Source organism: Leucobacter sp. CX87, from assembly GCF_018682295.1.
Lineage (GTDB): Bacteria > Actinomycetota > Actinomycetes > Actinomycetales > Microbacteriaceae > Cx-87.
In genome coordinates this window covers 238,150-263,640 of sequence record NZ_JAFIRI010000008.1, presented here as the reverse complement: position 1 = coordinate 263,640, position 25,491 = coordinate 238,150, and the positions used below count along the sequence as shown (strand labels likewise).

Sequence of the window (25,491 nt, the reverse complement as noted above, 5' to 3'; positions counted from 1 at the left end):
CACCCGCCCCCACAGGCCCCCCCGCGCCGTCGAGGCGTCGCAATCTGCTGCTTCAGGTCGCTCGAAGCAGCAGATTGCGACGCCTCGCTGAGGGTTTGGGCGTAAGGCTGGGGTCGGGGGTTCTGGCGGGGACTCTGACTGGCGGGGACCCTGGCGGGTCGAGCGCGTGGCAGGCAAACGAGAGTGCAGGTGCGTGCGCGGAAAGGCTCCCGCTGGGAAACACGACGCGCGGAACTCGGCGTCGAGGGTCGCGCTCAGTCCGCCGAATCGATCTCGGCGGCGGCCCGCGCCGCATAGCGCGGAGGCGTAGCGGGCGCGGCGCGGTGTGCGCGCTCCTGCGAGAGGCGCCTGATCGCCGAGGGGATCGCGTCCACGATATCGAGCGCGGTGATCGGCGCGCCGACGGCATGCTCCGGGTCCGCTGAGTCGTCCCCCGATGCGATCCGCGCCGCGAGGTCATGCACGAGGGCGGCAGTTGCGGCCAGCGGGGCGAGGACCTCAGCGTCGGCGATCACTGCGGCCGAGTGGCGCGCGACGAGCGCCCCCAGGATCCCGGCGAGCACGTCGCCCGTACCCGCCGTGGCGAGCCACGGGGTCGCTGGGCCCACCGTGATCACGCCGCCGCCAGGGCTCGCGACCAGGGTGGTAGAACCCTTGAGCAGGATCGTCGCTGACAGCCGCGCGGCGAGCCGGCCCGCCGCGACCGGAGCGATCGAGGGATCGAGCGCGGCCCCGCCCGAGAGGTGGCCGAACCCGGCGCGATCCCACAGCCTCAGGAACTCGCCGCCATGCGGGGTGAGGACCGCGGGCGCCGACGAGGCCGTCCGCTGGAGCGTGCAGTCGAGCGCGCCGGCATCCACGACGAGCGGGATTGTTCCCTGCATCAGGCGCGCGACTGCCTCCTGTTCGAGGAAGGAGCGATCCGCCGCGTCCGTGCCGGAGCCAAGCACCCAGGCGTCGCACGGGCCCTCGCCAAAGAGCGTTTCGGGACGTGTCGCCAGCACCGCAGCGGAGGGCGACGGCAACCCTGCCTCGGGCTCGCCGTCGTCGAGCACCGGCACGTAGCGGACCATGCCGATGCCGGTGCGCCAGCTGGCGCTGACGCCAAGCACCGCGGCGCCCGGGTAGCGGGCGGAACCAATGCGCAGCGCCAGCACGCCGCGGCTGACCTTGTGGTCGCCGGCGCTCGGCGGTCGCAGCCACTCCCGCGCGTGTGACGCCGACCAATGCTCGCCCACGGTCTCGGTGCCCGCCGCAGCTCGGCGGCCCGCGCCTGCCCCACCGGATCCAGTCGAACTCGGCGGTGATCCTGCCGCTGAGGTGAGCTCTGCGTCAGACATCTCGGGCACCCGGCCGGTTAGGCCGCCGCGCGGTCCAGGGTCTCGCGGGCGGCGGCGGTGAGCGCCTCGAGTGCGGCGTCGGCGGTCGCGCGGCGCTCGGCCACGGTGCCCACGTCGCTGAACGTGTCGAGGTACACCTTGAGCTTCGGTTCGGTGCCGCTTGGCCGGATCATGACGCGTGACCCGTCTGCGAGGTCGTAGCGGAGCACGTTGGAGGGAACCGCTGCGCGGCCCGGCTCGAGCAGGTCCGTGATCTCCCGAACCGCAACGGCACCGAAGGCCGCCGGCGGCGCGGTGCGAATGCGCTCGGCGAGGACCTCGACGGCGGCGGGGGAGTCGAGGCGGACCGTGATCTGCCCGCTCGAGAAGTGCCCGAAGCGCTCACTGGCGGCGTCCAGGTGGTCCCACATCGTCAGGCCGGACGTGCTCAGTTGCAGGGCGAGGGTGATGAGGTCGGCGCTCGCCGAGATGCCATCCTTGTCGCGCACGAGATCGGGGCGAGTGAGGTAGCCCAGCGCCTCCTCGAAGCCGAAGACGAGGTTGGGTACCCGGGAAACCCACTTGAACCCCGAGAGCGTTTCGGCGTAGTCCAGGTCGTAGTCCGCTGCGACCGCCCGCAGGGCCGGCGAGGAGACGATCGTGCAGGCGAGTGTGCCACCCTCATCGTTCGCCGTGCGGTGGCGCTCTGCGGCCTGCCACCCCAGGATCAGGCCGAGCTGATTCCCCGTGAGGCGGCGGTAACCTGCCGCCTCGTTCGGGTCGGGCAGCGCGATCGCGAGCCGGTCCGCGTCAGGGTCGTGCGCCACGATCAGGTCGGCGCCCACCTCGCGCGCGGTGCGATAGGCGAGATCGAGCGCGCCTGGCTCTTCCGGGTTCGGGAAGTCAACCGTGGGGAAGGCCCCGTCGGGGCGATCCTGCTCGGGCACGACCGTGACCTCGGGAAGACCCGCGGCCGCATAGACGCGGCGGGCAGTGTCGGAACCGACGCCGTGCATCGCGGTGTAGACGATGGTGAGCGGCGCGTGCGTCGCGGGCACGCTCGCACGCACGCTCTTGGCGGTGGCGCTCACGTAGGCGTCTTCGACCTCGGGGCCCGCGACGCGGTAGTCCGTGCCGCGGGGGAGCGTGGCAAGCGGGGTGTCAAGCACGGCGTCGATGTGCGCGGCAATCTCGGCATCGACGGGCGGCGCGATCTGGGAACCGCCGTCGGCGTCGCCGAGGTACACCTTGTACCCGTTGTCGCGCGGCGGGTTGTGGCTCGCGGTCACCATGACGCCGGCGGAGGCGCCGAGCAGGCGCACGGCGAACGCGGTGACGGGGGTGGGAAGCGGCCCGGGCAACAGGATCGCCTGTACGCCCGCGCCCGCCATGATCTCGGCGGTGTCGCGCGCGAACACGTCGGAGTTCACGCGCGCGTCGTAGCCGATCACGATCGAAGGAGGAGATGAGGTCTCGCCGCGCGCTGCTCGGGCGAGCAGGAACGCGGCGAACCCGGCGCTCGTCTGGCCGACGATGACGCGATTCATCCGGTTGCTGCCGGCGCCGAGCTCGCCGCGGAGGCCGGCCGTGCCAAACGCCAGGCGAGAACCGAAGCGGGACTCGAGCTCGGCCGCGGCCGCTGATACGACGGCCGCGTCCGGATCCTGTGCGGACCGCACGAGCGCCTCAGCCTCGGCCCGGGTGACGGCGTCGGGATCCTGCGCGGCCCAGTCGGTGGCGGCCTGGATGAGGCCCTGCAGTGCCGAGTTCTCGGGGGTGTTCGTCATGGTCGGTTCCTCCACGAATATGCGGTGCGAGGACGGGTGGTCGGCGCGATCCGCGAGGTCGATTCACGCTAGCACGGGCTTGCTGGCGGGGCGCTGCGACGGGTCAGAATCGGGCGAATGGGGAACCTGCTGCTGGAGAGTGGCTACTTCGCCGCCAACGCCGCGGAAACCCGCCGCGCCTCGCGCAGCCCGCCCTCGATCGCCCCGTCGATGAAGCCGCCCCAGAGACTCGCCGTGTCGGTGCTCGCGAAGTGGACGACGCCGCTCGGCTGTTGCAGCTCGGCGAGGTCGCGCGTCAGCTGACCCGGGCGGTGCGTCATCCAGGTGGTGCGCGAGAGCGGGTCTTTCATCCAGTCGTGCGCCGTGACCTCGATGACCTCGAGCCCTGGGCGGATCGCGTCGACCGCGGCCTGCACCTCGGCGATGCTCGTGACGTCGAGCTGCGTGTGGTCCGGGCCGAATCCGACGAGGACGGTGTGCGGCGTGCCGTCGGGATCCTGTCCGGGGTACTCGCTCTTGAGCACGGAGATCGAGTGGCGCTGACTCGCGTAGGCGAAGAAGCGGGTCACGTCGCCGCGCACCTTGATCCAGATCTTCAGCCCCTGCGAGGCGACGGTTTCCTGCGCTGCCTTGCGCCAGACCGCGGGCAGTTCCGGCTCGAACCGGATCCCTGAGGCCGCATTGATTGGCAGCGTGTTCACGATCCGGCGTGTCCGGATGCGCTCGCCGCTCGCCGTCTCGACGACCGCGCCGTCCGCATCCTGCGTCACGGCAGTCACGGTGGTGCCCAGCCGAATCTCGCCGGGCACGTCCTCCGCGATGGCGGCGGTCCACGCGGACATGCCGCCCGCTACTCGGTAGGTGGCTGACGCTTCGTGCATGAGCTGCCAGTGTCCGCCGGTCGCGGCGACCCAGCGGAGCGCGCTCGACAGGCCCACCTCGTCCAGGCGCGCGTTGACGTGCCCGACCCAGACGGATTCGTTCGCACTTCGCGCCTCGTCGTCAAGGCCGAGGGCGTCGAAGCGGTCCTGGATGCTCAAGGCGTCGAGCGTTTGAATCTCGCCGACCGTGGGCTCGACGCCCCGCGGGATCGCGGTGCGCACGTCGTCGATGATGCGCTGCTGCCCGTCGTCGATGAGTGTCATGAACTCGGCGATGCTGCCCTTGCGTGGCGCGTCGCCCGCACCCAGCCAGTAGGCCTCTTCCGCGGCGGGGCTGCGCACGATTTCACGGCCGTACCGGGTCATTTCGGCCCAGGTATGCGGCTGTACCCAGTGCACCCAGGTGCCGCCGAGCTCGAGGTCGTGCCCCATGCGTGAATCGGTCCAGGTGCGCCCGCCTACGCGGTCGCGTGCCTCGAGCAGGATCACGCGGTGGCCGGCGTGGCCGAGCTCGCGCGCGGCGACCAGCCCAGCAAAGCCGGCTCCGATCACGACAACGTCGGCTTCCTCTGCGCGAGCGCCTGTGGACGACGGGGTGTTGGGTGTCATGATCCTGCCCTATGCCGTGACGAGCGCGGGCGTGCCCGACAGGACCGGCGCGAGCGCGCTCGCTGCCCGGACGCCCGACATGACGGCGCCGTTGAGCGACTGCGCAAGCCCCGTGTGCTCGCCGGCGATAGCGACGCGTCCCGCCGCGGTCTCGAAGGCGCGCGCTTCCTCGGCGGTCCAGTCGAGGGAGGCGGCGGAGTAGGACCCGCGGGCCCAGGGGTCGTTCGACCAGTCGGTGAGGAGCGGCCGGCCGTCGAGTACGAGCTCGGGGCGCATGCGCTGGAGCTCGGCCAACCAGGTCGCGTGGCCTGAGGCGGTGTCGAGCGCGTCGAGCGCGATACGGCCGCCCGCGAAGCTCGAGAGCGCGTTGATCCGGTGCTCGCCGTCGGCCGACATCGAACGCCACGACCACCAATTGTGGGTGTCGCTCGCCAGCGCGACGTCGTTGTCGACTGCGCTGAGGGGCACGCCCAACTTGGCGGCGGTGCCCATCAGACGGTGATCGAGGGCGGCCTGCTGCAACGGGCTCAGCACAAAGCCGAGCTCGAGCTCGCGCAGCAGCGGCAGCGGGACGGAGATCACTGCGGCGTCGCCGTCGATCGTGGTGCCATCGGCGAGCCGCACCTGTACGCCAGTCGCCGACTGGTCGACACCGGCCACGGGGCTCTCGAGGCGCACGGCGTCGCCAAGCCTGCGCGCCAGCTCGATGCTGAGCGACTGGTTGCCGTGCAGGAAGCGGCCGGCGTCTTCGACGTATCCGCCGGATGCCGCGGATTCGTGCAGCAGCGACGCTTCTGCGCTCGCGAGGGCAGGATCAATGGCCAGCGAGGTCGACATGCGGCGGTACTGGTGGTGTGATTCGAAGCCCGCGCCGAGCGCCGCCTCGTGGACGTCGCGTACGGAGACCCGGGTGGCCCCGTCGGCGAGCATGGCGCGTAGCGTCGTGACGAGGAGCGCGGCCGTCTCGTTCATTTCGGCGACGCTCTGGTGGGTGCCGTGCATGGTGCGACGGCCGTAGCGGACGTTGTGCGTGAGCAGGGGCACCTCGAGCTCGGCGGACAGGCGCCGGATTGCGAACTCGGTCGGGAAGACGTACTCGCCGCCGCGCTCGGTGACCTGACCATTGTCGAGCTGCTGCGACCAGGTGCGGCCGCCGACGCGGTCGCGGGCCTCCAGCACGATCGGGTCGTGGCCGGCGCGGCGAAGCTCCCACGCCGCAGTGAGTCCGGAAAGCCCTGCCCCAACAATGATGACCTGCATGCTGTGCCCCTCGTGAGTGTGCCGGGGAGCGCATCGAGGCACACGGGGCTCGACAGTTTCGCCAGCGGAACTGAATTCTTTGACGACTCTAGCTGAGTTCTGCAGGGCGGCGAAAACATATTTGCCGAACTCGTCGCGATTTGCTGCAATACTGTCAGCGTGACGCCTCCCGCCGCCCCGCACGACTCGCCCGAAGAGCGCGTCATCACGGCTTTGCGACGAGACGGCAGAATCTCGTTCTCCGCGCTCGCCGCTCGCACCGGGCTCGGGCGGGCGCAGGTGTCGGAGATCGCGCGTGGGTTGATTGCCGATGAGCAGTTGCGCTTCACCACGAGTGTCTCGCCGCTGCAGTTCGGCTTTGCGGTGGAAGGGCATCTCGTGCTGGCGGTGCGCGGTGGCGCGGAGGCGCTCGCCGCAGAGCTGGTCGCCTCGCCGCTCACCACGTTCGTATCGCTCACGACCGGGGAAACCGCCATCTGCGCGCAACTGCGCTGCCGGGACCGGACCGAGCTCGCCGAGCTGCTTGACCGAGTGCGCTCGCACCCTGCCGTGCTGAACAGCGGAGTGCACCTCTACGACCGGGTGCACCGCAACGTCTACGCGCCCGTCCGCGCCAGCGACGAGCCCGACCGGCTCGACGCCACCGACATCCGGCTCGCGTCCGCGCTCGAGCGGGATGGGCGGGCGTCCGTGCGAGCGCTCGCGACCGAGCTCGGGCTGCCCGAGGGGTCGGTGCGGCACCGGCTCGGCCGCCTCTTCGACGCAGATATTGTGCGCGTGGTCGCGGTGCCGACCCGCGACACCGGCCGGGCAGTGACACTCGGCTTCGGCGTGCAGCACATCGGATCTGCCGATCAGGCCGCGGCCGAGCTCATTCTGCTCGGCGCGGACTTCGTGGCGACGGCGGTTGGCGACTGGGGTGTTTTGGGCACGACGCAGTTCCCGACGCTTGCTGCGGCCCAGCGCTTCATCGCCGAGGTGCGGCATCAGGCGTGGGTCGCCGGGCTCAGCACCTGGCTGCACCTCGAGATTCTGAAAGAGGACTACAGCGTCTCCCAGCGCGGCGCGGGGGAGCGCGCGCCCGCTACAGGCGGCTAATCACTCCCGCGAGCAACTCGCCGAGTCGTCCCTCTGCCGCACGGCCCGCCTCGAGGACCTCCTCGTGGCTGAGCGGGGTTTCCTGGATGCCCGCGGCCAGGTTCGTGACGAACGAGAAACCGAGAATCTCCATGCCAGCCTGACGCGCCGCGATCGCCTCGAGCGCGGTGGACATGCCGACGGTCTGGCCGCCGATGATCTGGAGGTAGCGCACCTCGGCAGGGGTCTCGTAGTGCGGTCCGGGCAGCTGGACGTAGACGCCCTCCTGCAGTTCGGGGACGGCAGTGCGCGCGAGGTCGCGGAGGCGCTGCGAGTACAGATCGGTCAGGTCGACGAAGTTTGCGCCCTCGATGGGCGAGGTGGCGGTGAGGTTGAGGTGGTCGCTAATGAGGACCGCCTCGCCCGCGGCGAACTTGGGGTCGAGGCCCCCGGCGCCGTTGGTCAGGATAAGGATCTTCGCGCCAGCGGCGGCGGCGGTGCGCACGCCGTGCACGACCGCACGCACGCCGTGGCCCTCGTAGAAGTGGGTGCGCGCGCCAATGACGAGGGCGTGGCGCCCGTCGGGCAGCCTGATCGAAGTGAGCTTCCCGCCGTGACCCGCGACTGCGGAAGCGTGGAAGCCCGGGACCTGCTCGGCCGGAATCTCGGAGACGACCTCGCCGAGGAGGCCTGCGGCCTTGCCCCAGCCGCTGCCGAGCACGAGCGCGAGATCGTGGCGCGGGACGCCGCTGAGTTCCGCGAGCACGCGGGCGGCTTCGGTTGCGAGGGCGGTGGGGTCGGTTGCGGGTGCGTCGGTCATAGGGAAAGTGTATGCAGCCTGGCGGGCCCGGTCGAGGTGGCGCGCGTCTACTCGCTCACGCCGAGCAGGCTTGTCAACAGCACGGTGAGTGCGCGATCAACGCGAGCGTCGCTCCAGTTGATGGGATCCTCGACATTCTTGACGTGAAATCCGCGGGCGTACAGGTAGAGAATGTCGGCGACTTCTGCTGCGTGCTCGAGCTGAGCCTCGTCGGCGCCCCGCCGGAACTCGTCAAAGGTTCGGTCGGTGAGATCGGTGACGACCTTGGTGGCCGGACCAGTGCTCGCGAGGACCTCGATCCAGAGGTTTCGAAGCGCGGTATCGTGCTCGCTCGTAGTGCACATCCACCGGGAGAGCTCGACGAGGCGGGCGATGCCGGTACGCCCCTCGGTCGCCTCGTAGCGCCCAGCGGTCCAGCGGTCCCTCGCGTTGTTCAACGCATTGAACATGAGCTGTGCGCGGCTCGGTACGTAGTTGGTGACGAATGCAGTTGATCGACCCAATTCATTGGCGACCTCGCGGATTGTCACTGCGTTGGCGCCTCGCATCTCTGCAATTTTCAGCGTCGCATCTGCGATTTCCTGACGGCGCTGCTCCTCATCGACTGCGTGCGGCATCGTCACCTCATCTCTCGTTATCAAAATGTAGCCCAATGGCGAGCTGCGGCATTGACTCCTTCCACCATAGACAAGCTATGGTTAGAAAACGCTGTTTTAAGACAATGTTGTTTATGGTAAAAACACGAGAAAAGGTGCAGACAATGAAGTCGAAATCATCACGTTTGGTGCAGGTGGGCGCCCTGCTTGCGGGGGCAACCCTGCTCTTGACTGCCTGTGGTTCGGGTGGGGGCGGCGCTGACCCTACGGATGGCGCCGCGGCCACAAACGAACTGACCTTCGTGACCTTCGGAAGTGCATTTCAGGAGGCCCAAGAGCAGGCATTCGTTGACCCGTTCACCGCCGAGACTGGCGCGACCGTCACGGTCGATTCGCCGACTGATCTCTCGAAACTCAAGGTCATGGCAGAGACGGGAGACCCTGACTGGGATGTCTATCTTGCCGGTTCAGCCGAGTCGTTTGCCTATTGCGGAACGCTGTTCGAGAAGATCGACTTCACGAACATCGACAAGGCAGACTTTGCCGAAGGGACCGTCAGCGATTGCGGCGTTCCCGTGGATACCTACTCCTACCTCGTGGCCTACAACACCGAGGCATACGGAGACAATCCGCCGACAAGTATCGAGGACTTCTTCGACCTTGAGAAATTCCCGGGCACCCGTGCAATGTCGGGCGATCCGGCCGAGGGGAACCTCGAACTCGCACTCCTTGCGGACGGCGTTGAGCGGTCGGATCTATACCCGCTCGATTACGACCGCGCGTTCGGGAAGCTCGATGGGATCAAGGACGAGACAATCTTTTGGAGCTCAGGAGCCGAACAAGTCGAGATGATGGAGTCGAAGCGCGCAGACATGGTGCTTGCTTGGTCTGGTCGTGCGTTCGAAGCCGTCGCGAATGGCGCCACGTATGCTCCGATGTGGGATCAGAATGCCTATCACTGGGCCTCGCTTGCGATCGTCAAGGGCAGCAAGAATGTCAAGATCTCGCAGCAATTCATCGACTACGCCGTCTCGCCTGAACCGCAGGCGCTGTTTGCCGAAAGTATCGCGTACGGTGCGGCAAACCTCACTGCCACGCCAAAGCTGAATCCTGAGTCTGCTGAGTGGGATTCGGGGGCCGCGGATCACCGCAGTCAGTCCTGGTCAATTGATCCGACCTGGTGGGGCAAGAACGCGGAAGACGTGCTTAGCCGCTGGACCGCGTGGACTGCGGGATAACTTCATGACGATTCGCAGTTCCTCGCTTTCGGGAGGCGACTTGCTCCTCACCGGTGGCTCAGTCTTCGCCGAGGGTGATGCAGAGACCTCCGTTGAAGCAATGTTGGTAGTGAATGGCAAAGTGGAGGCGCTCGGCTCGTCCGAACGCCTCCGCGCCCTCGCGGCGCCCTCGGTCGTGGAGCTTGATCTCCACGGCCGGGTGGTGTTGCCCGGGCTGATCGATGCGCACACCCATGTGGAGTTCTCAACCATGGGTCGTAACGAATGGGTAGACGTTCGCGGGCTCAGCCCTGAGCGAGTGTGCGCGGTGGTTGCCGCGGAAGTCGCTGCAACCACGGACCCGGACCACTGGGTAATCGCGCAGGGTACGTTCCTGCAGCCGTTGCCCGATCGCGCAGCGCTCGACGCGGTCTCGCCGGGCGTGCCGGTGATCGTGCGGGAAAGCATGCATCGCCTGCAGGCGAACACCGAAGCACTGCGTCGGGCCGGATTTCTCGATCAGGCGCCGTCGACCCCGCCCGGAGTGGTCGTGCATGTTGATGACCAGCGGCGCCCGACGGGACACATCGAGGAGGGGTTTCATCTCTTCCCGATTCCTGCGCTCGAACAAGACCGCCTCGAGGCGCTCATCCAACGCGAGCTGCGTGACTCCTTTGCGAGTCACGGCGTCACGACGGTGTTTGAAATTCCAGCCACCCACGGTGGGGTAGCTGCCTACACCTCGCTCGCTGAGCGAGGTGCGCTCCCCACTCGCATCACCCTCACGCCGGTCGTCGCGCCGGGCCTGAGCCCACTCATTGAGCAGATCGGGCAATGGCGCCACGAACAATTCGGTGGCGCGAGCAAATCTGACCTGCTTGACGCTGGCGGGATAAAGATCTTCATCGATGGCGATAACCAACAATCTTTCGATACGGAGACGTTCAACGTGCAGCCGCGCAATTGGGGCGCCGTCACCCGAACCCTGGGCCAGCTGCGCGAAGAACTGATCTGGGCGACTGAGCATCGCGTCCAAGTCTGGGTGCACGCGATCGGCGACCTGGCGCAGGAGTACATGTTGGAGGCTGTGGCGCAGGCGCGGGAACGCGTCGGCCCACCCGCCCTGCCCACACGGCTCGAGCACGCAGGAAACCTCAAGCTCACTGCAGAGTTACTCGCCCGCATTCAGTCGCTCGATGTGATCCCTGTACCGACGGCGAACTTTATGTCGACCGATGATGGCACGGGCCTGTACGCGTATCGGACACTCGCCGAGGGCGGACTGCGGCCACCCGGGAACTCCGATACGGGCGGCGCGATCGCCGAAGCGCCGAATCCGTGGTTTGGAATCGCGCACATGATGAGGCGAAGCAACCGCCAGGGGGTGCCGGTTGCTCCAGAAGAGAGCGTCTCCGTCAGCGAGGGAGTCCGTGGGTACACCCAATATGCGGCGCTCGCCGGCGGGCTTGAGGGGGTTATTGGATCTCTCGCACCCGGTCTGGCCGCGGACTTCGCGGTGTACACGGACGATCCGCGGGCGAGAGATCCCGAGGAAATGCAGAAAGTGAGTGCGGACATGACCTTTGTAGGGGGGAGGAAGACATGGCAGGCAAACGCGTAGATTCAGGAACCACTACTGGAATTGTGGCGCTGCTGAATGCCCCGGCTCGTCAGCAGCAGATCGGCGCGTGGCTGCTCATTGCCCCGGCCGTGATCCTGGTGGTGGTGTTCTTCGGGTATCCGCTCGTGTCGTTGATCGGGCGGAGTTTCCTAGAGCCGGCTCCCGGCCTGGGCCAATACGCCGCCGTGCTGACTGACGCGACGAGTATGAAGATTCTTGGCCGGACCTTCCTGGTTGCCGCACAGGTTACTGCGGTGACACTGCTGCTGGGCTACCCGTACGCCTATTTGATGACGCTCGTGCGCCCTCGCACGCGAACGTTCCTCATGTTCCTTGTGCTATTGCCGTTCTGGTCGAGCCTGATGGCTCGCACGTTCGCATGGATTGCGCTCTTCCACCCGGAAGGAGTGCTCGTCGCTGCACTGCGCGCCGTCGGGTTGGGGGATGTGAAACTGCTCGGCTCGCAACTGGGGGTCACAATCGCGATGGTGCAAGTGCTGCTTCCATTCATGGTGCTGCCGTTGTACAGCACGATGAGCGGAATCGACCGACGTCTGCTTGATGCGGCACGTTCACTGGGGGCATCGAAACTGCGAGCGTTCGTGAAGGTCTACCTTCCGCTTTCGCTTCCCGGCATTGTCGCGGGCTCCGTATTGCTCTTCATCATGAGCCTCGGGTTCTGGGTCACCCCTCGCCTGATTGGCTCGCCGCAGGAATCGCTGATCGGCCAGCTGATTGAGATGAAGGTGGGCAAGCTGCTCGACTTTGCAGGGGCTGGCGCGATCTCAACGGTGCTGCTGGTCATGACTTTGCTCTTGCTGTTGGTGTCTGCCGGTGCGGTCAAACGGGCCTCTGGCGGACTGACTGGGGGACCGAAATGAGCGCTATAGAACCCAAGGTTGGTCTCGGCCTGCGACTCTGGGCAGTGCTCGTGGGGACTATCCTGTTCGCGCCGTTGGCTATTGTGGTGCCGCTGTCGTTTACTGCGAAGAGAAGTTTCAAGTTTCCGCCGGACGGCCTCTCGCTCGAGTGGTACCGGAACTTCTTCACCGACGATGCCTGGTTGCGGGCGCTCGGGAACTCACTCTGGATCGGTCTCGTGGTAGCGCTACTGTGCACCGTGCTGGGGACCCTTGCTGCGCTCGGAATTCAACGGCTCCCAGGAAAAATTGGCGGCATCGTTCAGGGGCTACTGCTTGCCCCACTGATTATCCCAGGCATTGTTTCGGCGGTGGCCATCTACTCAGTGTTCCTGAAGTGGAAGCTCAGCGGGAACCCGCTGGGGTTCGTTCTCGCGCATGCCGTCCTCGCGATCCCATTCGTCGTGGTGACGGTCAGTGCGAGTCTGTCGAGCTATGACCAAGCGTTGGACCGTGCCGCCGCAAGCCTGGGGGCTGGTCGTCTGCGCACGTTTGCGAGGGTCACGCTCCCGCTGATTGCGCCGGGAGTGGGCGCGGGTGCACTCTTCGCGTTCATCACCTCGTTCGACGAAGTCGTCGCTGCGATGTTCCTGCAATCGCCAAAGATTCGCACCCTCCCCGTCGAAATGTTCGTGAGCGTCACGAACGAGGTCGATCCGACCATTGCGGTGGTCTCCACGCTCATCCTTGCTGTGACCAGCGCCGTTGTGCTGGTTCCGGCCTTGACCCGTTCACAACGGAGGTAACAATCCCCATGAATGACACGAAACACGCAGGCGCCGGCGGAATTGAACTGGCCCGTCTCACGAAAGTCTTCCCCTCGGGGGCAGTCGGCATTGACGATGTCTCACTCACGGTCCAACCTGGCGAGTTCGTCACGTTTCTGGGTCCATCAGGATCCGGTAAGACGACAACCCTCAACGCGATCGCCGGCTTTGTGAACCCCACTTCGGGCGCGGTCGTCATCGACGGGCGCGACGTGACGGGGCTTGCCCCGAATAAGCGAAACCTCGGCATGGTGTTCCAAAACTACGCGCTATTTCCGCACATGACGGTCGCGCAGAACGTGGCGTTTGGCATGTACAAGCGTGGCTTCGAAAAAACTGAGGTAGCGACAAAGGTTTCGGAAGCCCTGGAAATGGTGCGCCTCGGCGGGTTGGGTGATCGCCGACCAAAGGAGCTCTCGGGTGGACAGCAGCAGCGCGTCGCGCTCGCGCGAGCACTCGTCTACCAGCCGCCGATCCTGTTGATGGATGAGCCGCTCGGTGCGCTCGATAAGCAGCTGCGCGACCAAATGCAGGTGGAGATTGCCAGGCTGCACCGCGATCTTGGGACGACCTTCCTGTTTGTGACGCATGACCAGGAGGAGGCGCTAGCACTTTCAGATCGAATCGTGCTGTTTCGCCAGGGGCATGTGGTGCAAGTGGGCACCCCTGAGGAGCTGTACACCCGCCCCAACTCCAGATTCGCGGCGGAGTTTCTCGGTGAGTCGACGAGCTTCGCTGGAACGCTCGCGACCACCGATACCCTTGCCTGGGCGGGCGGCGTGTTACGCGGGGCAAACCGGACTGGACTCGCTGTCGGTGCGGACGCGACTCTGGTCGTACGGCCCGAGCACCTGCGCGTCGCTTTAGCCGGCGATCTCGCTCGTGCCGACGAGAACAAGGTGACCGGCTGGGTCGCCGACCTTGCATATTTAGGGTCGCACCGCAGGGTCGGAGTCCGTCTGGCAGACGGCACCCGGGTAGCGCTTGAGGCACGCGACGAAGCAACCGTCGGAGTGAACATCGGCGATGAGGTTTCTGTGTGCTGGCGCGCCGAACACGGAGTGCTGGTGGGCGGCGGGCTCGGATGACGCTGCAACTTTTCTCTCACGCCGAGGTGATCACGCTCAGCGATTCGACGGGTGATTCCGTGCTCGTGGAAGACGGCCGTATTCGCGCGATCGGGGCTCGCGAGGCGTTGCTTGGGCGCGGATCGGAGCGGGAAATCGACGAGATTGATCTCGACGGTGCCGTTCTCCTGCCCGGATTTGTTGACGGGCATGCGCACCTTGAGCTGAGCTGTTTCACACAAGACCACCACATTCAACTGCACGCACCGGAGGTGACGTCGCTCGCCCAGATCCTCGCGGTGATTGCGGAAAGGCGGATCCTGCAGCCTTCGGGCTGGATAGTCGTGCGGAGCTCGTTCGCCTTGGACCGTCGTGTCGCAGAGGGACGCCTGCTTGATCGGGCAGAGCTTGACCGGGTCAGCCCGACTGCCCCAGTCGTTGTGCTTGCCGGCCTGCATGTTGCCTCGCTTAACTCCGTCGGGGTGGAGGCATTGGGTCTGGGTGAGATCAAGCGACATGCGTCTGGAATGACCGTCCATCGCAGGTCGGATGGCAGCCTGAGTGGCGTGTTCACTGAGGTCTGGGATCGCCTGCCAGTGGCGACGGTCGCCCAGTCGCGGGAGGCGATCGCCAGCCACGCGCGCACGCTCTTCGGTGCGCACGGCATCACCAGTATGAGCACGATCTCGACCTCGGCCGAGGATGTTCGAGCCCTGCAGGCCCTGAACCGCGAACACGAGCTTCCGTTCCGGGTGCGGTTCTACCCGCACGTGCCGCGCGTGGGGAGCCTCGACGACCTGTTGCGCCTCGGAATAACCTCAGGCTTCGGCGATGATCACTTGCGCTTTGGCGGGGTGAAGATCTTTGTCGATGGCGAGGGAGGAGATGGGCTTGGCGCGGTCTTCGACGATCTGAAATGGTCTCAGCCCGAGCTGGACGAGGTCGTCGCTCGAGCTACCGAGGCCGGAGTGCAGCTGTTCATGCACGCTGTTACCGAAACCGGAATCCGGTCCGCGATGCGCGCTGTCGGGGCACAGTCCTCGCAACTGCTGGCAGAGCTTCCTGCACCGCACCGGATCGAGCACTCGGGCGACTATGTGCCGCCTGGGTTGGTGCATGACTTGGCCGCGAGCGGAATTGGCGTAGTCGCGACGCCGCATTTTGTGAGCTCGGACCTCGTCGAGGAGAACTTTCAACCGCTGCGGAGACTGGTGGATGCAGGGGTCCGGGTGATCGGAGCCACTGACACCACTGGCACGGTGCCGGAGGGGGCGTCGCCGCTATTCAATATCGCCTCAATGGTGAATCGGGTCGACGCGAACGGTGAACCTTCTTCGCAGCGATTGTCTGCAGATGAAGCGTTGCGAGTGTTCACCGATTGGTCCGCCCAGGGTCAGGGAGAAGGAGGGGTAAAGGGAGTGCTGCGGCCGGGGGCGTTTGCTGACTTCGCGATTCTTGCTGACAACCCGCTGCGGGTGGAACCGGGCCGGATTGGCGGAATTGACGTCTTGGGGTCCGTGGTTGGGGGCATGCGCATGTAGGGGTATCTGGGGAGAATTCAGAGAGATGTGAGGGGCCTGCGTCGGGGCGCGGGGATCGGCTCGCGGCTTTTGCCGGGTATGACGAGACCACAAGTTGTGCCAATCCCGACTTTCACTGTACGTTGGTGACAGATCGACTGAACACAGTGTTCAGTCATCGGGATTGACTGTTCAGTATGGGCAAAGCCGCCACTGAACAGAACACACGGAAAGCAACGAGGGTTTCTGAGTAATGAGTGTCGAACGAGATCTTGGTGAGCGGGTCGCGCAGTTCCGCGAGCTCCGCGGCCTCAGCATGCGCGCGCTCGCCGCAGCGGCCGGAGTCAGCCCGAGCTTTTTGAGCCAGCTCGAGAATGGCCGGACGAACGCGAGCGTGGCCTCACTGCGCAAGATCGCCGGCGCGTTGGGGGTCACCCCGGCGACCCTGCTCGACGCATCGACGGGCCACACCCGCGGGGTGCTGCGCGCGGCCGACCGGCCGACGCTGCCACTCGAGGGCGCCGAGAAGTTCGTCGTATCGCTGGCTCCGCTGCGAAACCTCGAGGTCTACGCCGGGAGCTTTGCACCCGGCGGCAGCACCGGCCCCGACGCGTACACCCACGGGAACGCGCAGGAGTTCTTCGTCGTCGTAGCGGGCACGATCACCCTCGAGCTGGGCGACGAGCGTTACGTCATGCACAAGGACGACTCGATCGAGTTCCTTAGCTCGATGCCGCACCGGATGGTCAACGAATCGGACGGCATCGCCGAAGTGCTCTGGATCAACAGCCCTCCCACCGAGGCTGAAGCGATCCACCGGGCCGAGCCCTAACTACTTTCTCTCCCCACCCACTCCACCCCGATCGAAGGAGATCACCATGTCCACGAAGCACCGCAAGATCGCGCTGGCCGTTTCCGGCCTCGCGGTTGCAGGACTCCTGGCGGGCTGCTCCGGCGCCCAGCAGGCCGTCGAGGTTGACCTCGGCAGCGGACCGGCAGTCGCCGGCACCGTCAAGGAGGGAGCTCTGAAGGGCCTCACCCTGACCCTCGCCTCCTGGGGCGGCCTCTACCAGGAGGGCCAGGTCGAGGCGGCTTCGGTGCCCTTCGCGAAGGCGTCGGGCGCCACCATGCTTGACGACGGACCGACCGAGTACGCGAAGATCAAAGCTCAGGTCGACAACAACGCAGTCACCTGGGACATCGTCGACACCGACATCATCTGGGCTGACAAGAACTGCGGCGAAGAGGGCCTCCTGATGGACCTCGACACCACCATCGTCGACACCTCGAACATCCCCGAGGGCCTCGTCGGCGACTGCTACGTCCCCGCAATGCAGTACGCCAACGTCTTCATGTACAACGACGACAAGTTCTCGGACACCCCCACGAGCTGGGCTGACTTCTTCGACACCGAGAAGTTCCCGGGCAAGCGCGCGATCGCTGGCTTCGAGGACATCGGCCCCGGCGTCTACGAGGCCGCGCTGCTCGCCGATGGCGTTCCCGCAGACGAGCTCTACCCCCTCGATATGGATCGTGCCTACCAGAAGCTCGACACCATCAAGGACTCGCTGATCTACTGGAAGACCGGCGCCGAGTCGCAGCAGATGCTCGAAACAGGCGAAGCGGACATGGCGATCGTCTGGTCGGGCCGCGCCTTCGGCGCTGCCGAGAACGGCGCGAACTACAAGCCCGTCTGGAACCAGGCACTCGTCATTGCTGACGCACTCGCTGTCCCGAAGAACGCCAAGAACCCCGAGGCGGCCTTCGCGTACATCAACTTCTACCTCGGCGCCGACCCGCAGGCACGCCTCACCGAGATCACCTCGTATTCGCCGGTGCACATGGACGCGAAGCCGGAGCTCAGCGAGCTCGGCAACGAGTACCTCATCACCAACCCCGAGATCGCCGAGCAGCTCGTTCCGACCGACGCGAGCTGGTGGGCGAAGAACTACGATGCTGAGCTCGAGCGCTGGCTCGAATGGATGCAGGGCTAACTCATGACTGAGACCGCACTCCTCGGGGGGCGCGAGCGACCAAAGCTCCGCTCCTCGGGGCGGGCGCTGCTCCTGCTGCTGCCCGCGTACGCCCTCTTGATTGGTGTCTTTGCGTACCCCGTGCTGGAAAGCATGGTCCGCAGCTTCACCGAGCCAGTGCCCGGCATGGACAACTATGTGTGGGCGCTCTCAAACAAGAACAACCTGGCCGTGATCGGCCGTACCTTCGGGAACGGCCTCATTGCGACCGTGGTCTGCCTCGTGCTCGCGTACCCGTACGCCTACCTCATGACCATCGTCGGGAAGCGGGCTCGCGCCGTCCTGATCGTGATCGCGCTCATCCCCTTCTGGACGTCGCTCATGATCCGCACGTTCGCCTGGATCGTCCTGCTGCAGGACGGTGGCGTCGTAAACTCGCTGCTCGGCCTCATCGGCATCGGCCCGCTCGAACTGTTGCGCACGAACACTGGCGTGATCATCGGCCTGAGCCAGGTGCTCATGCCCTTCATGGTCCTGCCGCTGTACGCCGTCATGAGCGGCATCGATCTGCGCCTCGTCACCGCGGCGCGTTCCCTCGGGGCAAGCCCGTTCAGCGCCTTCATGCGGGTCTTCGTGCCGCTCTCGATCCCCGGGATCGCGGCGGGATCGCTGCTCGTGTTTATCCAGGCGCTCGGCTTCTACGTGACTCCGGCGCTCCTCGGATCCCCGTCTGACAGCATGCTCGCTCAGTCCATCTACGCGCAGGTCAGCGGCCTGCTGCAGTGGGGTCGAGGCGGCGCGCTCGGCGTGATCCTGCTGGTGATCACCCTGCTGTTGCTCGGGATCATCGGTCTCGTCTCCAAGCTCGGAAGCAAGCGCGGAATTGCGGTGAAGGTCTTCTAATGTTGAAAGCACATCCCCTCACCAAGACCATCCTCTGGATTCTGGCCGGCCTGGTCTCGATCTGGCTGGTCGCCCCGAGCCTGATCGTGATTCCCCTGAGCTTCACCGACAAGGTCTCGCTCGTCTTCCCGCCCTCAGGCTGGTCACTCCGGTGGTACGAATCGTTCTTTACTGACCCGGCCTGGACGATGGCACTCGGCAACTCGCTGCTCATCGGCGTGCTGGTCGCTGTCGTGGCCACCGTGCTTGGCCTGCTCGCCTCCCTCGGCCTGCGCCGGATGACGAACAAGAAGCTCGCCGCCGGACTGACCGCCGGCATGCTCGCCCCGATGGTCGTCCCCGGCATTGTCGTCGCAATCGGCCTCTACGCGGTGTTCCTGAAGGCCGGACTCGTGGGTACCCTGATTGGTTTCGTCCTCGCGCACACCGTGCTGGCGCTGCCGTTCACGGTGGTCGCGATCACCGCGGGCTTCGCGGGCTTCGATTCCCGGCTGGAACTCGCGGCCATGAGCCTCGGGGCGAGCCGGGTGACCACCTTCTTCAAAGTCACCCTGCCGAACATCGTCCCCGGCATGGTCTCGGGGGCGCTCTTCGCCTTCGTGACTTCGTTTGACGAGGTTATGCTCTCGCTCTTTATCAAGAGCCCGTACTTGAACACCCTCCCGGTGCTCATGTACTCGAGCGTGACGCGCGACACTGACCCGACGCTGGCGGCAGCCGCCACAGTCATTCTCCTCATCACCACGGCCCTGGTCATCCTGGGTCTGAGCCTCTCCGGAAGGAAAAAGCGTGGTCCACGAGCAAGCTAGCCGCGGAGCCGAGATTCGTCTCGACGGCGTCTCCAAGCACTACCCCAAGTCGATCGCCCTCGACAACATCAATTTGACCGTCAAAGCCGGCGAGTTCCTGACCTTCCTCGGCCCTTCGGGCTCGGGCAAGACCACGACGCTGAACTTGATCGCGGGCTTCACCGACCTGACGACCGGAAACGTTCGGATCGACGGCGAGCGCATGGACGACGTGCCCGTGCACAAACGAGACCTCGGCATCGTGTTCCAGCACTACGCCCTGTTCCCGCACATGAGCGTCTTCGACAACGTCGCGTTCCCACTCGCGCGTCGCAAGGTGCAGAAGGCCACCGCGGCAACCATGGTGCGCAAGGCACTCGAGACCGCGGGCCTTGCGGGCTTTGAGGATCGCTTCCCGGCGGAGCTCTCGGGCGGCCAGCAGCAGCGCGTGGCGCTCGCTCGGGCCCTCGTCTTCGAGCCCAAAGTGCTGTTGCTTGACGAGCCGCTCGGCGCGCTCGACAAGAATCTCCGCGAACGCCTGCAACTCGAGCTGCGCCGCATCCACCGCGAGGTCGGGCGCACCTTCGTGTTTGTTACACACGATCAGGAGGAGGCGCTCACGCTCTCCGACCGGATCGCGGTGTTCAACGAGGGCCGCATCGAACAGGTCGGCACAGCGAAGGAGCTCTACGAGACTCCCGCGACACGCTTCGTCGCCGAGTTCATTGGGGAGTCGACCATCATCGGCGACCCGAACGGCAAGACGGTCACCGTCGTGCGGCCTGAGAACGGCGAGCTGTTCCCCGCGGGCGCAGAGATTCCCGCAGGGTACGACAGCATTTCCGTCACGGTTCGCCAGTCGGTGTACCTCGGTTCGGGGTGGAAGCACGAGATCGTGCTTGCCGACGAGAACGCCGGCGTGATTCGCGGTGTCCTGCAGCTCGACTGGCTCGGCGAAGCGAACACCCCGGCCCAGCTCGCGTGGCGCCCGGAGCGCGCCACGGTGCTCCCCGCATAGTTCTACCCAGATTTCACGCAACGACGCACACAAGAGAAAGAAGCACCATGATTAACGGCAACGTGTCCCACTGGTGGCAGGACATCGGGGCACCCCAGTCGCGGCCTGCGCTGCCCGGGGACCTGACCGCGGACGTCGCTATCGTCGGCGCCGGCTACACGGGCCTGTGGACGGCCTACTACCTGAAGCAGGCAAAGCCTGAGCTTCGCGTCGTCATTATTGAGCAGCGCCACGTGGGCTATGGCGCCTCGGGTCGCAACGGCGGCTGGTTGACGAACGCGATCACCGGTGGCCGTGAGCAGTACGTCAAGTCGCACGGACGGGACGCCGCCGAGCGGTTCCAGCGGGCGATGAACGACACGGTCGACGAGGTCATCCGGGTCGCCGCGGCCGAGGGCATCGATGCCGACATCAAGAAGGGTGGCGAGTTCAACGTCGCTTACACCCCGGCCCAGGAGGCGCGCATTCGCGGGTTCGCGGCAGCCGAGCAGGCGTGGAAGTCCACCGATCTGCAACTGCTCGAGGCGAGCGAGGCGAAGGCCAAGATCAACGTCGCGAACACGCGTGCCGCCGTCTGGCACCCGCACAGTGCGCGGATCCAGCCCGCAAAGCTCGCCAAGGGCCTGGCCGACACGGTCGAGCGCATGGGCGTCGAGATCTACGAGAACACGCGCGCCGAAGAGATCACGCCACACCGCGTGCGTACCACGCACGGCACGGTTTCGGCCGACTACATTGTGCGCGCGACCGAGGGCTTCACCGCCGGCCTCAAGGGCCTCAAGCGCCTCTGGCTGCCGATGAACTCGTCGCTGATCGCGACCGAGCCGCTCGCGCAGAGCGTGTGGGACGAGCTGAACTGGAGCCAGGGCGAGGTGCTCGGCGACTTCGCTCACGTGTACATGTATGCGCAGCGCACCGCTGACGACCGCATCGCGATCGGCGGCCGTGGGGTGCCCTACAAGTTCGGCTCGAAGACCGACCTCGACGGCAATACGCCTGAGGAAACGGCCAAGACCCTCAGCGAGATCCTGCACCGCTTCTTCCCCGCTACGCAGGGAGCGGCCATCGACCACGTGTGGTCTGGCGTGCTGGGTGTGCCGCGAGACTGGGCCGCGACCGTCGGACTCGACCGCGAGACGGGAATTGCCTGGGGCGGCGGGTACGTCGGCACTGGCGTCACTACGACGAACCTCTCGGGCCGCACGATCACCGACCTGATCCTGGGGAACAAGACCGAACTGACGACGCTGCCGTGGGTCAACCACAAGGTGCGCAAGTGGGAGCCGGAGCCGCTGCGCTGGCTCGCTACCAAGGGTCTGTATGCTGCCTATGGAATGGCGGATCGGGCGGAGCTGAACGGGCGAGAGACGACCTCGCCGATCGCGCACATTGCAGACGTTGTTACGGGGCGCGGCTAGGCGAGGGAGCCGAGCCGCCACACGAGTAGAGAAGATCGATTTTTATGACTGATACCAGCACGCACGCACTGCTCAACCCGGCCGCGGCCGACCTGGGGGCGCACGCCCCGAAGCCGACCGCGACCACCCCCGGCATGACCGAGGCGACCCTGGTTCTCTGGACCAACGGCCGTGTTGAGACCGGACTGTGGGAGTCCAACGCGGGCAGCTTCACGGCAACGCGCGAGGGCTACTCGGAGATCTGCACCATTATCTCGGGTGAGGCAACGATCACCGGTGCGGGTGAGGAACCGATCACCTACCGCGCGGGCGACATGGTCGCGATGCCGTCCGGGTGGGTCGGCGTCTGGGACGTTCCCGTCGCCGTGCGTAAGCACTACACGACGATTAACGATTAGCGAGGGCCGACGATGACGACGCAGGAGCCGCGCGGGGGAGACCTCGCGATCGTCGGCGCGCGGCTGCGCACCAACACGGCCGATCACGGCGACGCGACCGCGATCCTCGCGGTTGACGGCAGGATCCGACTCGTCGGCAGCGACGCCGAGGTGCGCGAGGCGGCTGAGACCGCCGGCATCGAGGTGCGCGATCTCGCTGGCGCGACCGTCACTCCCGGACTCTTCGACGGCCACACCCACCCGGTGTGGGCCGCCGAGGTTACGGCCGGAGTGAACCTGGGCGGGCTCGAGACCGTTGCCGAGATCTGCGCAGCACTTGCTGCTGAGGCGGAGCGCGTGCCCGCGGACCGCTGGGTGCGCGGCTGGAACCTCGAGTACGAGCCGTTCGAGGAGACCGGCATGCTCGCCTCGCTCATCGAGGAGGCCGTGGGCGGCCGCCCCACGGCGCTCATGTGTTACGACATGCACACGGCGCTCGTGACTCGCGCGGCCCTCGAGGCCGCCGGCGTCACTGGCGCGCAGCACTTCGAGGACGCGAGCGAGATCGTCGTCGACGCGGATGGCGTGCCCACGGGCGAGCTGCGCGAGCCGAGCGCCTATCAGTTCGTACTCGCCGCGGCGCCGGTGCTCAGCGCGGAAGAGACCCTCGAAGCGAACCGCGAAATGCTCGAGCGCCTTGCAGCGGTCGGGCTCACGGGCGGCGCAATCATGGACGGCAACGCGGGCACCATCGAGGTGCTCGCGGAGCTCGAGGCACGCGGACAGCTCATCCAGCGCTTCACCGTGCACCACTGGCACACCGTCGATACCGACGACGCCGAGGTCGCGCGCATCATCGCGGGGAAGGATCGCCGAGGCCGCCTGTGGCAGGCCGGTGCGATCAAGCTGTTCAGCGACGGCGTGGTCGATACTGGCACCGCCTGGCTGCACACGGTCGACGCGTGTGGCGATGGCCGTGCCGGGTTCTGGCCCGACTGGAACCGGTACGTCGAGGTGGTTCAGGACTATCACGACGCGGGAATGCTCATCGCGACCCACGCGGTCGGTGACTACGCCGTCAGCCAGGTGCTCGACGTGTACGCGGCGTTGCCCCAGCGGGACGGGCTGCCGTTCCACTCGATCGAGCACCTCGAGGTGCTCGCGGACAGCGACCTCGAGCAGCTGAAGGGCTCGGGCGTCACCGCATCGATGCAGCCGCTGCACATGCAGTGGCGCGCGGCTGACGGCAGCGACAACTGGACGGTGCGCCTCGGCGAGGGCCGCGACGCGACGGGCTACCGCGCGCGCAGCGTGCTCGATGTCGGCGCCACCCTGGTGCTTGGCTCGGACTGGCCGGTCGCCCAGTACGACCCGCGCCTCGGCATGGCGTGGGCGCGCGGGCGCCACACCCCCGGCGACCCGAACGCCCGCGTGTTCGAGCCAGGCGAGCGCCTGAGCGGCGAGGAAGCGCTGTTGGCGTACACGCTCTGGCCGGCAGAGGCCCGGGGTCACTTGGACCGCGGCGCGCTCGCGCCCGGAATGGTCGCGGACTTCACGGTGTGGGCGCAGGATCCGGTCCTGACCGACGCCGACGCGCTGCCCGATCTCGCGATCGTGGCGACGATCGTCGACGGAAAGGTCGTCTTCGGCTAGGTTCGTTCGCTCTGGCAGGATCCGTGCCGCCGACCGCTCTCGCGGTCGGCGGCACGTCTGCGTCTAGGCCAACGCCTGCTCGGCCGTGATCCGACTCGCGGCGCACAGCGCGGCGAGCACGCTCGCTGTCAGGACCGACCGGTCGCGGCCGGCAGCCCAGTGGGTAGAGGTGCCGTCTCGATACTCGATCAGGGTGAGTGCATCGCTATCGCTTCCTGTGGCGAGTGACGTCTGATGCAGCGAGACAATCTCGAGCGGAACCTCGAGCTCGGCGAGCAGCCGGCCCACGGCCTCGATCGGGCCGATGGCCTCGAAGCTCCCGGCCCGCTCCACCCCGTGCGCGGAAATCGTGAGGTTCGTGTGCGCGGCACCGTCGTGGGTCGCCGTGTCGAGGTGGTGCAGCGTGAAGTCGGAGGGTCCGGGACGCAGATAGCTCTCGGTGAACAACGCGAGTAGCTGCGCAGAGTCGACCTCGTTTCCCGTGGCGTCGGCGTGATCCTGGACGCGTCGGGCGAAGCCAATCTGCAGCCGCCTCGGCAGCTCGATGCCGAAATCCGTTTCGAGCAGGTGCGCGATTCCTCCCTTGCCCGACTGGGAGTTGACGCGAATCACGGCGTCGTAGCTGCGGCCGATGTCCGCGGGATCGATCGGCAGGTAGGGGACGTTCCAATCGATCTCCCGCTCGGGGCGACCCTCGGCGATCGCGCGGGCCCGGTGCTCGGCGAAGCCCTTCTTGATGGCGTCTTGATGCGTCCCGCTGAACGCGGTGTGCACCAGGTCGCCGACATAGGGGTGGCGGGGGTGCACCTCGATGCGGTTGCAGTACTCAACGATCCGCCGGATCTCGTCGATGTGCGAGAAGTCGATCATTGGGTCGACACCCTGCGCGTGGAGGTTGAGTGCCAGCGTGGCGATGTCGACGTTGCCGGTGCGCTCGCCGTTGCCGAAGATACACCCCTCGACCCGCTGGGCGCCGGCGAGCACGGCGAGCTCGGCGCACGCGATGCCGGTTCCGCGATCGTTGTGCGGGTGCACGGACAAGATCACGCTGTCCCGCCGGGCCAGATGTGTGTGCATGTACTCGATTTGATCGGCGTAGACGTTGGGGGTCGCGATCTCGACGGTGGCCGGCAGGTTGAGGATGACCGGCCGTTCGGGGGTGGCTTGCCAGAGTTCTGTCATCGCATCGCAGATCTCGATGACGTAGTCCGGCTCGGTGAGGTTGAAGACCTCTGGCGAGAACTGGAATCGAACGTTCGGCAGTTCGTCCGCGAGTTCCAGGACATCGCGGCCACCCGCGAGAATGAGCTCCCGAAGTTCAGCGCGGTCCTTGCCCAGCACGAGCGACCGCCACGTGGGTGCCGTCGCGGTGTAGAGATGAATGACGACGGGATTTCGGATGCCACGAATCGACTCGAATGTCCGCTCGATGAGGTCGCGTCGGGCCGGAGTGAAGACGACGATCGTCACATCCTCGGGTGCGATCTCAGATTCGGCGATCAACCGCACGAAGTCGTAGTCGGTCTGCGACGCTGAGGGGTAGCCGACCTCGATCTCCTTGTACCCCATCTCAACCATGAGCTCGAAGAAACGGCGCTTGCGCTCAGGGTCCATCGGCTCGGCGAGCGCCTGGTTGCCGTCGCGCAGGTCGACGGGCACCCACAGCGGTGCTGCGGCGAGTCGGCGAGTCGGCCAGTGGCGCTCGGTCAGCGGCACATCGACTCGGGAGTAGGCGTCGCGGTAGCGGTGCGAGGGCATCTGCGAGTGGCGCTGGCGGTTCCACGCCGGAGCTTCGGCGTGGATGGGGCCGGTGGGGGTGGGAACGCGAGAAGAGGTCGTGACGTTCATGGTGGGGAGGTCCTTCGGGTGTCGTACTGAAAAGACGACCGGCGCACACTTC

The 25,491-nt window shown here is 66.4% G+C and carries 22 protein-coding genes; 15 read left to right on the top strand and 7 right to left on the bottom strand.

Going from position 1 to position 25,491, the window contains the following annotated elements:
* Positions 1-254: 254 nt before the first annotated feature.
* The 4 genes from KOE53_RS12960 to KOE53_RS12945 all read right to left on the bottom strand — a co-directional run bounded on the left by KOE53_RS12960 (position 255) and on the right by KOE53_RS12945 (position 5,856).
* Positions 255-1,340, bottom strand: a complete 1,086-nt coding sequence (locus tag KOE53_RS12960; RefSeq protein ID WP_188058764.1) for an ADP-dependent NAD(P)H-hydrate dehydratase — start codon at positions 1,338-1,340, stop codon at positions 255-257.
* A gap of 17 nt (positions 1,341-1,357) precedes the next feature.
* Positions 1,358-3,106 carry a phospho-sugar mutase gene (locus tag KOE53_RS12955; protein WP_188058763.1) on the bottom strand — a complete coding sequence of 583 codons (1,749 nt, stop codon included), beginning with the start codon at positions 3,104-3,106 and terminating at the stop codon, positions 1,358-1,360.
* 143 nt (positions 3,107-3,249) lie between these two features.
* The gene (locus KOE53_RS12950; RefSeq protein WP_188058762.1) at positions 3,250-4,596 is read right to left on the bottom strand and encodes a flavin monoamine oxidase family protein; all 1,347 of its coding nucleotides are present in this window, start codon (positions 4,594-4,596) and stop codon (positions 3,250-3,252) included.
* A 9-nt stretch (positions 4,597-4,605) separates the two neighbouring features.
* Positions 4,606-5,856, bottom strand: a complete 1,251-nt coding sequence (locus KOE53_RS12945) for a flavin monoamine oxidase family protein (protein ID WP_188058761.1) — start codon at positions 5,854-5,856, stop codon at positions 4,606-4,608.
* Between the two features lie 159 nt (positions 5,857-6,015).
* On the opposite strand from KOE53_RS12945, the gene KOE53_RS12940 reads away from it, so the two are divergent.
* A complete protein-coding gene (locus KOE53_RS12940) occupies positions 6,016-6,954 on the top strand; it encodes an Lrp/AsnC family transcriptional regulator (protein WP_188058760.1) in 939 nt (312 codons plus the stop codon).
* Here the strand turns inward: KOE53_RS12940 and KOE53_RS12935 are convergent.
* The gene (locus tag KOE53_RS12935; protein ID WP_188058759.1) at positions 6,941-7,753 is read right to left on the bottom strand and encodes a purine-nucleoside phosphorylase; all 813 of its coding nucleotides are present in this window, start codon (positions 7,751-7,753) and stop codon (positions 6,941-6,943) included. The two genes, KOE53_RS12940 and KOE53_RS12935, sit on opposite strands and share 14 nt — an antisense overlap.
* 47 nt (positions 7,754-7,800) lie before the next feature.
* Positions 7,801-8,376, bottom strand: coding sequence for a TetR/AcrR family transcriptional regulator (locus KOE53_RS12930; protein ID WP_188058758.1), 576 nt, complete (start codon positions 8,374-8,376; stop codon positions 7,801-7,803).
* Positions 8,377-8,447: 71 nt separating this feature from the next.
* Here KOE53_RS12930 and KOE53_RS12925 point away from each other — a divergent pair, with 71 nt between their 5' ends.
* The 14 genes from KOE53_RS12925 to KOE53_RS12860 all read left to right on the top strand — a co-directional run bounded on the left by KOE53_RS12925 (position 8,448) and on the right by KOE53_RS12860 (position 23,591).
* Positions 8,448-9,587, top strand: coding sequence for an ABC transporter substrate-binding protein (locus KOE53_RS12925; protein ID WP_188058757.1), 1,140 nt, complete (start codon positions 8,448-8,450; stop codon positions 9,585-9,587).
* A 4-nt stretch (positions 9,588-9,591) separates the two neighbouring features.
* On the top strand, positions 9,592-11,187 hold the full coding sequence (locus KOE53_RS12920; protein WP_188058756.1) for an amidohydrolase: 1,596 nt from the start codon (positions 9,592-9,594) through the stop codon (positions 11,185-11,187).
* Complete coding sequence (locus KOE53_RS12915; protein WP_188058755.1) at positions 11,169-12,068, top strand: ABC transporter permease; 900 nt, start codon at positions 11,169-11,171, stop codon at positions 12,066-12,068. The genes KOE53_RS12920 and KOE53_RS12915 overlap by 19 nt, the downstream gene beginning before the upstream one ends.
* A complete protein-coding gene (locus tag KOE53_RS12910) occupies positions 12,065-12,853 on the top strand; it encodes an ABC transporter permease (RefSeq protein ID WP_188058754.1) in 789 nt (262 codons plus the stop codon). The genes KOE53_RS12915 and KOE53_RS12910 overlap by 4 nt, the downstream gene beginning before the upstream one ends.
* Before the next feature lie 8 nt (positions 12,854-12,861).
* A complete protein-coding gene (locus tag KOE53_RS12905) occupies positions 12,862-13,962 on the top strand; it encodes an ABC transporter ATP-binding protein (RefSeq protein WP_188058753.1) in 1,101 nt (366 codons plus the stop codon).
* A complete protein-coding gene (locus KOE53_RS12900; protein ID WP_188058752.1) occupies positions 13,914-15,482 on the top strand; it encodes an amidohydrolase in 1,569 nt (522 codons plus the stop codon). Before KOE53_RS12905 ends, KOE53_RS12900 begins: the two co-directional genes overlap by 49 nt.
* 232 nt (positions 15,483-15,714) lie before the next feature.
* Complete coding sequence (locus KOE53_RS12895; RefSeq protein ID WP_188045996.1) at positions 15,715-16,293, top strand: helix-turn-helix domain-containing protein; 579 nt, start codon at positions 15,715-15,717, stop codon at positions 16,291-16,293.
* 46 nt (positions 16,294-16,339) lie between these two features.
* The gene (locus tag KOE53_RS12890) at positions 16,340-17,455 is read left to right on the top strand and encodes an ABC transporter substrate-binding protein (protein ID WP_188045995.1); all 1,116 of its coding nucleotides are present in this window, start codon (positions 16,340-16,342) and stop codon (positions 17,453-17,455) included.
* Between the two features lie 3 nt (positions 17,456-17,458).
* Positions 17,459-18,337 (top strand): ABC transporter permease, encoded by an 879-nt coding sequence (locus KOE53_RS12885; RefSeq protein ID WP_188045994.1) that lies wholly within the window; start codon positions 17,459-17,461, stop codon positions 18,335-18,337.
* Positions 18,337-19,146: an ABC transporter permease gene (locus KOE53_RS12880; protein ID WP_188045993.1), complete on the top strand. Its 810-nt coding sequence runs from the start codon at positions 18,337-18,339 to the stop codon at positions 19,144-19,146. Before KOE53_RS12885 ends, KOE53_RS12880 begins: the two co-directional genes overlap by 1 nt.
* Complete coding sequence (locus KOE53_RS12875; protein WP_188058751.1) at positions 19,127-20,143, top strand: ABC transporter ATP-binding protein; 1,017 nt, start codon at positions 19,127-19,129, stop codon at positions 20,141-20,143. The genes KOE53_RS12880 and KOE53_RS12875 overlap by 20 nt, the downstream gene beginning before the upstream one ends.
* Before the next feature lie 47 nt (positions 20,144-20,190).
* A complete protein-coding gene (locus tag KOE53_RS12870) occupies positions 20,191-21,561 on the top strand; it encodes an NAD(P)/FAD-dependent oxidoreductase (RefSeq protein ID WP_188045991.1) in 1,371 nt (456 codons plus the stop codon).
* 44 nt (positions 21,562-21,605) lie between these two features.
* Positions 21,606-21,959: a cupin domain-containing protein gene (locus tag KOE53_RS12865; protein ID WP_188045990.1), complete on the top strand. Its 354-nt coding sequence runs from the start codon at positions 21,606-21,608 to the stop codon at positions 21,957-21,959.
* 12 nt (positions 21,960-21,971) lie between these two features.
* Complete coding sequence (locus KOE53_RS12860) at positions 21,972-23,591, top strand: amidohydrolase (RefSeq protein WP_188058750.1); 1,620 nt, start codon at positions 21,972-21,974, stop codon at positions 23,589-23,591.
* 63 nt (positions 23,592-23,654) lie between these two features.
* On the opposite strand, the gene KOE53_RS12855 is transcribed toward KOE53_RS12860, so the two are convergent.
* Positions 23,655-25,439, bottom strand: a complete 1,785-nt coding sequence (locus KOE53_RS12855; protein ID WP_188058749.1) for a 2-isopropylmalate synthase — start codon at positions 25,437-25,439, stop codon at positions 23,655-23,657.
* Positions 25,440-25,491: the final 52 nt, after the last annotated feature.

Coding starts and splice junctions, on each gene's coding strand:
- KOE53_RS12855 (WP_188058749.1), bottom strand. CDS start 25,439: ATGAACGTCACGACCTCTTCTCGCGTTCCCACCCCCACCGGCCCCATC.
- KOE53_RS12870 (WP_188045991.1), top strand. CDS start 20,191: ATGATTAACGGCAACGTGTCCCACTGGTGGCAGGACATCGGGGCACCC.
- KOE53_RS12960 (WP_188058764.1), bottom strand. CDS start 1,340: ATGTCTGACGCAGAGCTCACCTCAGCGGCAGGATCACCGCCGAGTTCG.
- KOE53_RS12890 (WP_188045995.1), top strand. CDS start 16,340: ATGTCCACGAAGCACCGCAAGATCGCGCTGGCCGTTTCCGGCCTCGCG.
- KOE53_RS12925 (WP_188058757.1), top strand. CDS start 8,448: ATGGTTAGAAAACGCTGTTTTAAGACAATGTTGTTTATGGTAAAAACA.
- KOE53_RS12860 (WP_188058750.1), top strand. CDS start 21,972: ATGACGACGCAGGAGCCGCGCGGGGGAGACCTCGCGATCGTCGGCGCG.
- KOE53_RS12920 (WP_188058756.1), top strand. CDS start 9,592: ATGACGATTCGCAGTTCCTCGCTTTCGGGAGGCGACTTGCTCCTCACC.
- KOE53_RS12950 (WP_188058762.1), bottom strand. CDS start 4,596: ATGACACCCAACACCCCGTCGTCCACAGGCGCTCGCGCAGAGGAAGCC.
- KOE53_RS12895 (WP_188045996.1), top strand. CDS start 15,715: ATGAGTGTCGAACGAGATCTTGGTGAGCGGGTCGCGCAGTTCCGCGAG.
- KOE53_RS12910 (WP_188058754.1), top strand. CDS start 12,065: ATGAGCGCTATAGAACCCAAGGTTGGTCTCGGCCTGCGACTCTGGGCA.
- KOE53_RS12915 (WP_188058755.1), top strand. CDS start 11,169: ATGGCAGGCAAACGCGTAGATTCAGGAACCACTACTGGAATTGTGGCG.
- KOE53_RS12955 (WP_188058763.1), bottom strand. CDS start 3,106: ATGACGAACACCCCCGAGAACTCGGCACTGCAGGGCCTCATCCAGGCC.
- KOE53_RS12865 (WP_188045990.1), top strand. CDS start 21,606: ATGACTGATACCAGCACGCACGCACTGCTCAACCCGGCCGCGGCCGAC.
- KOE53_RS12880 (WP_188045993.1), top strand. CDS start 18,337: ATGTTGAAAGCACATCCCCTCACCAAGACCATCCTCTGGATTCTGGCC.
- KOE53_RS12885 (WP_188045994.1), top strand. CDS start 17,459: ATGACTGAGACCGCACTCCTCGGGGGGCGCGAGCGACCAAAGCTCCGC.
- KOE53_RS12905 (WP_188058753.1), top strand. CDS start 12,862: ATGAATGACACGAAACACGCAGGCGCCGGCGGAATTGAACTGGCCCGT.
- KOE53_RS12935 (WP_188058759.1), bottom strand. CDS start 7,753: ATGACCGACGCACCCGCAACCGACCCCACCGCCCTCGCAACCGAAGCC.
- KOE53_RS12945 (WP_188058761.1), bottom strand. CDS start 5,856: ATGCAGGTCATCATTGTTGGGGCAGGGCTTTCCGGACTCACTGCGGCG.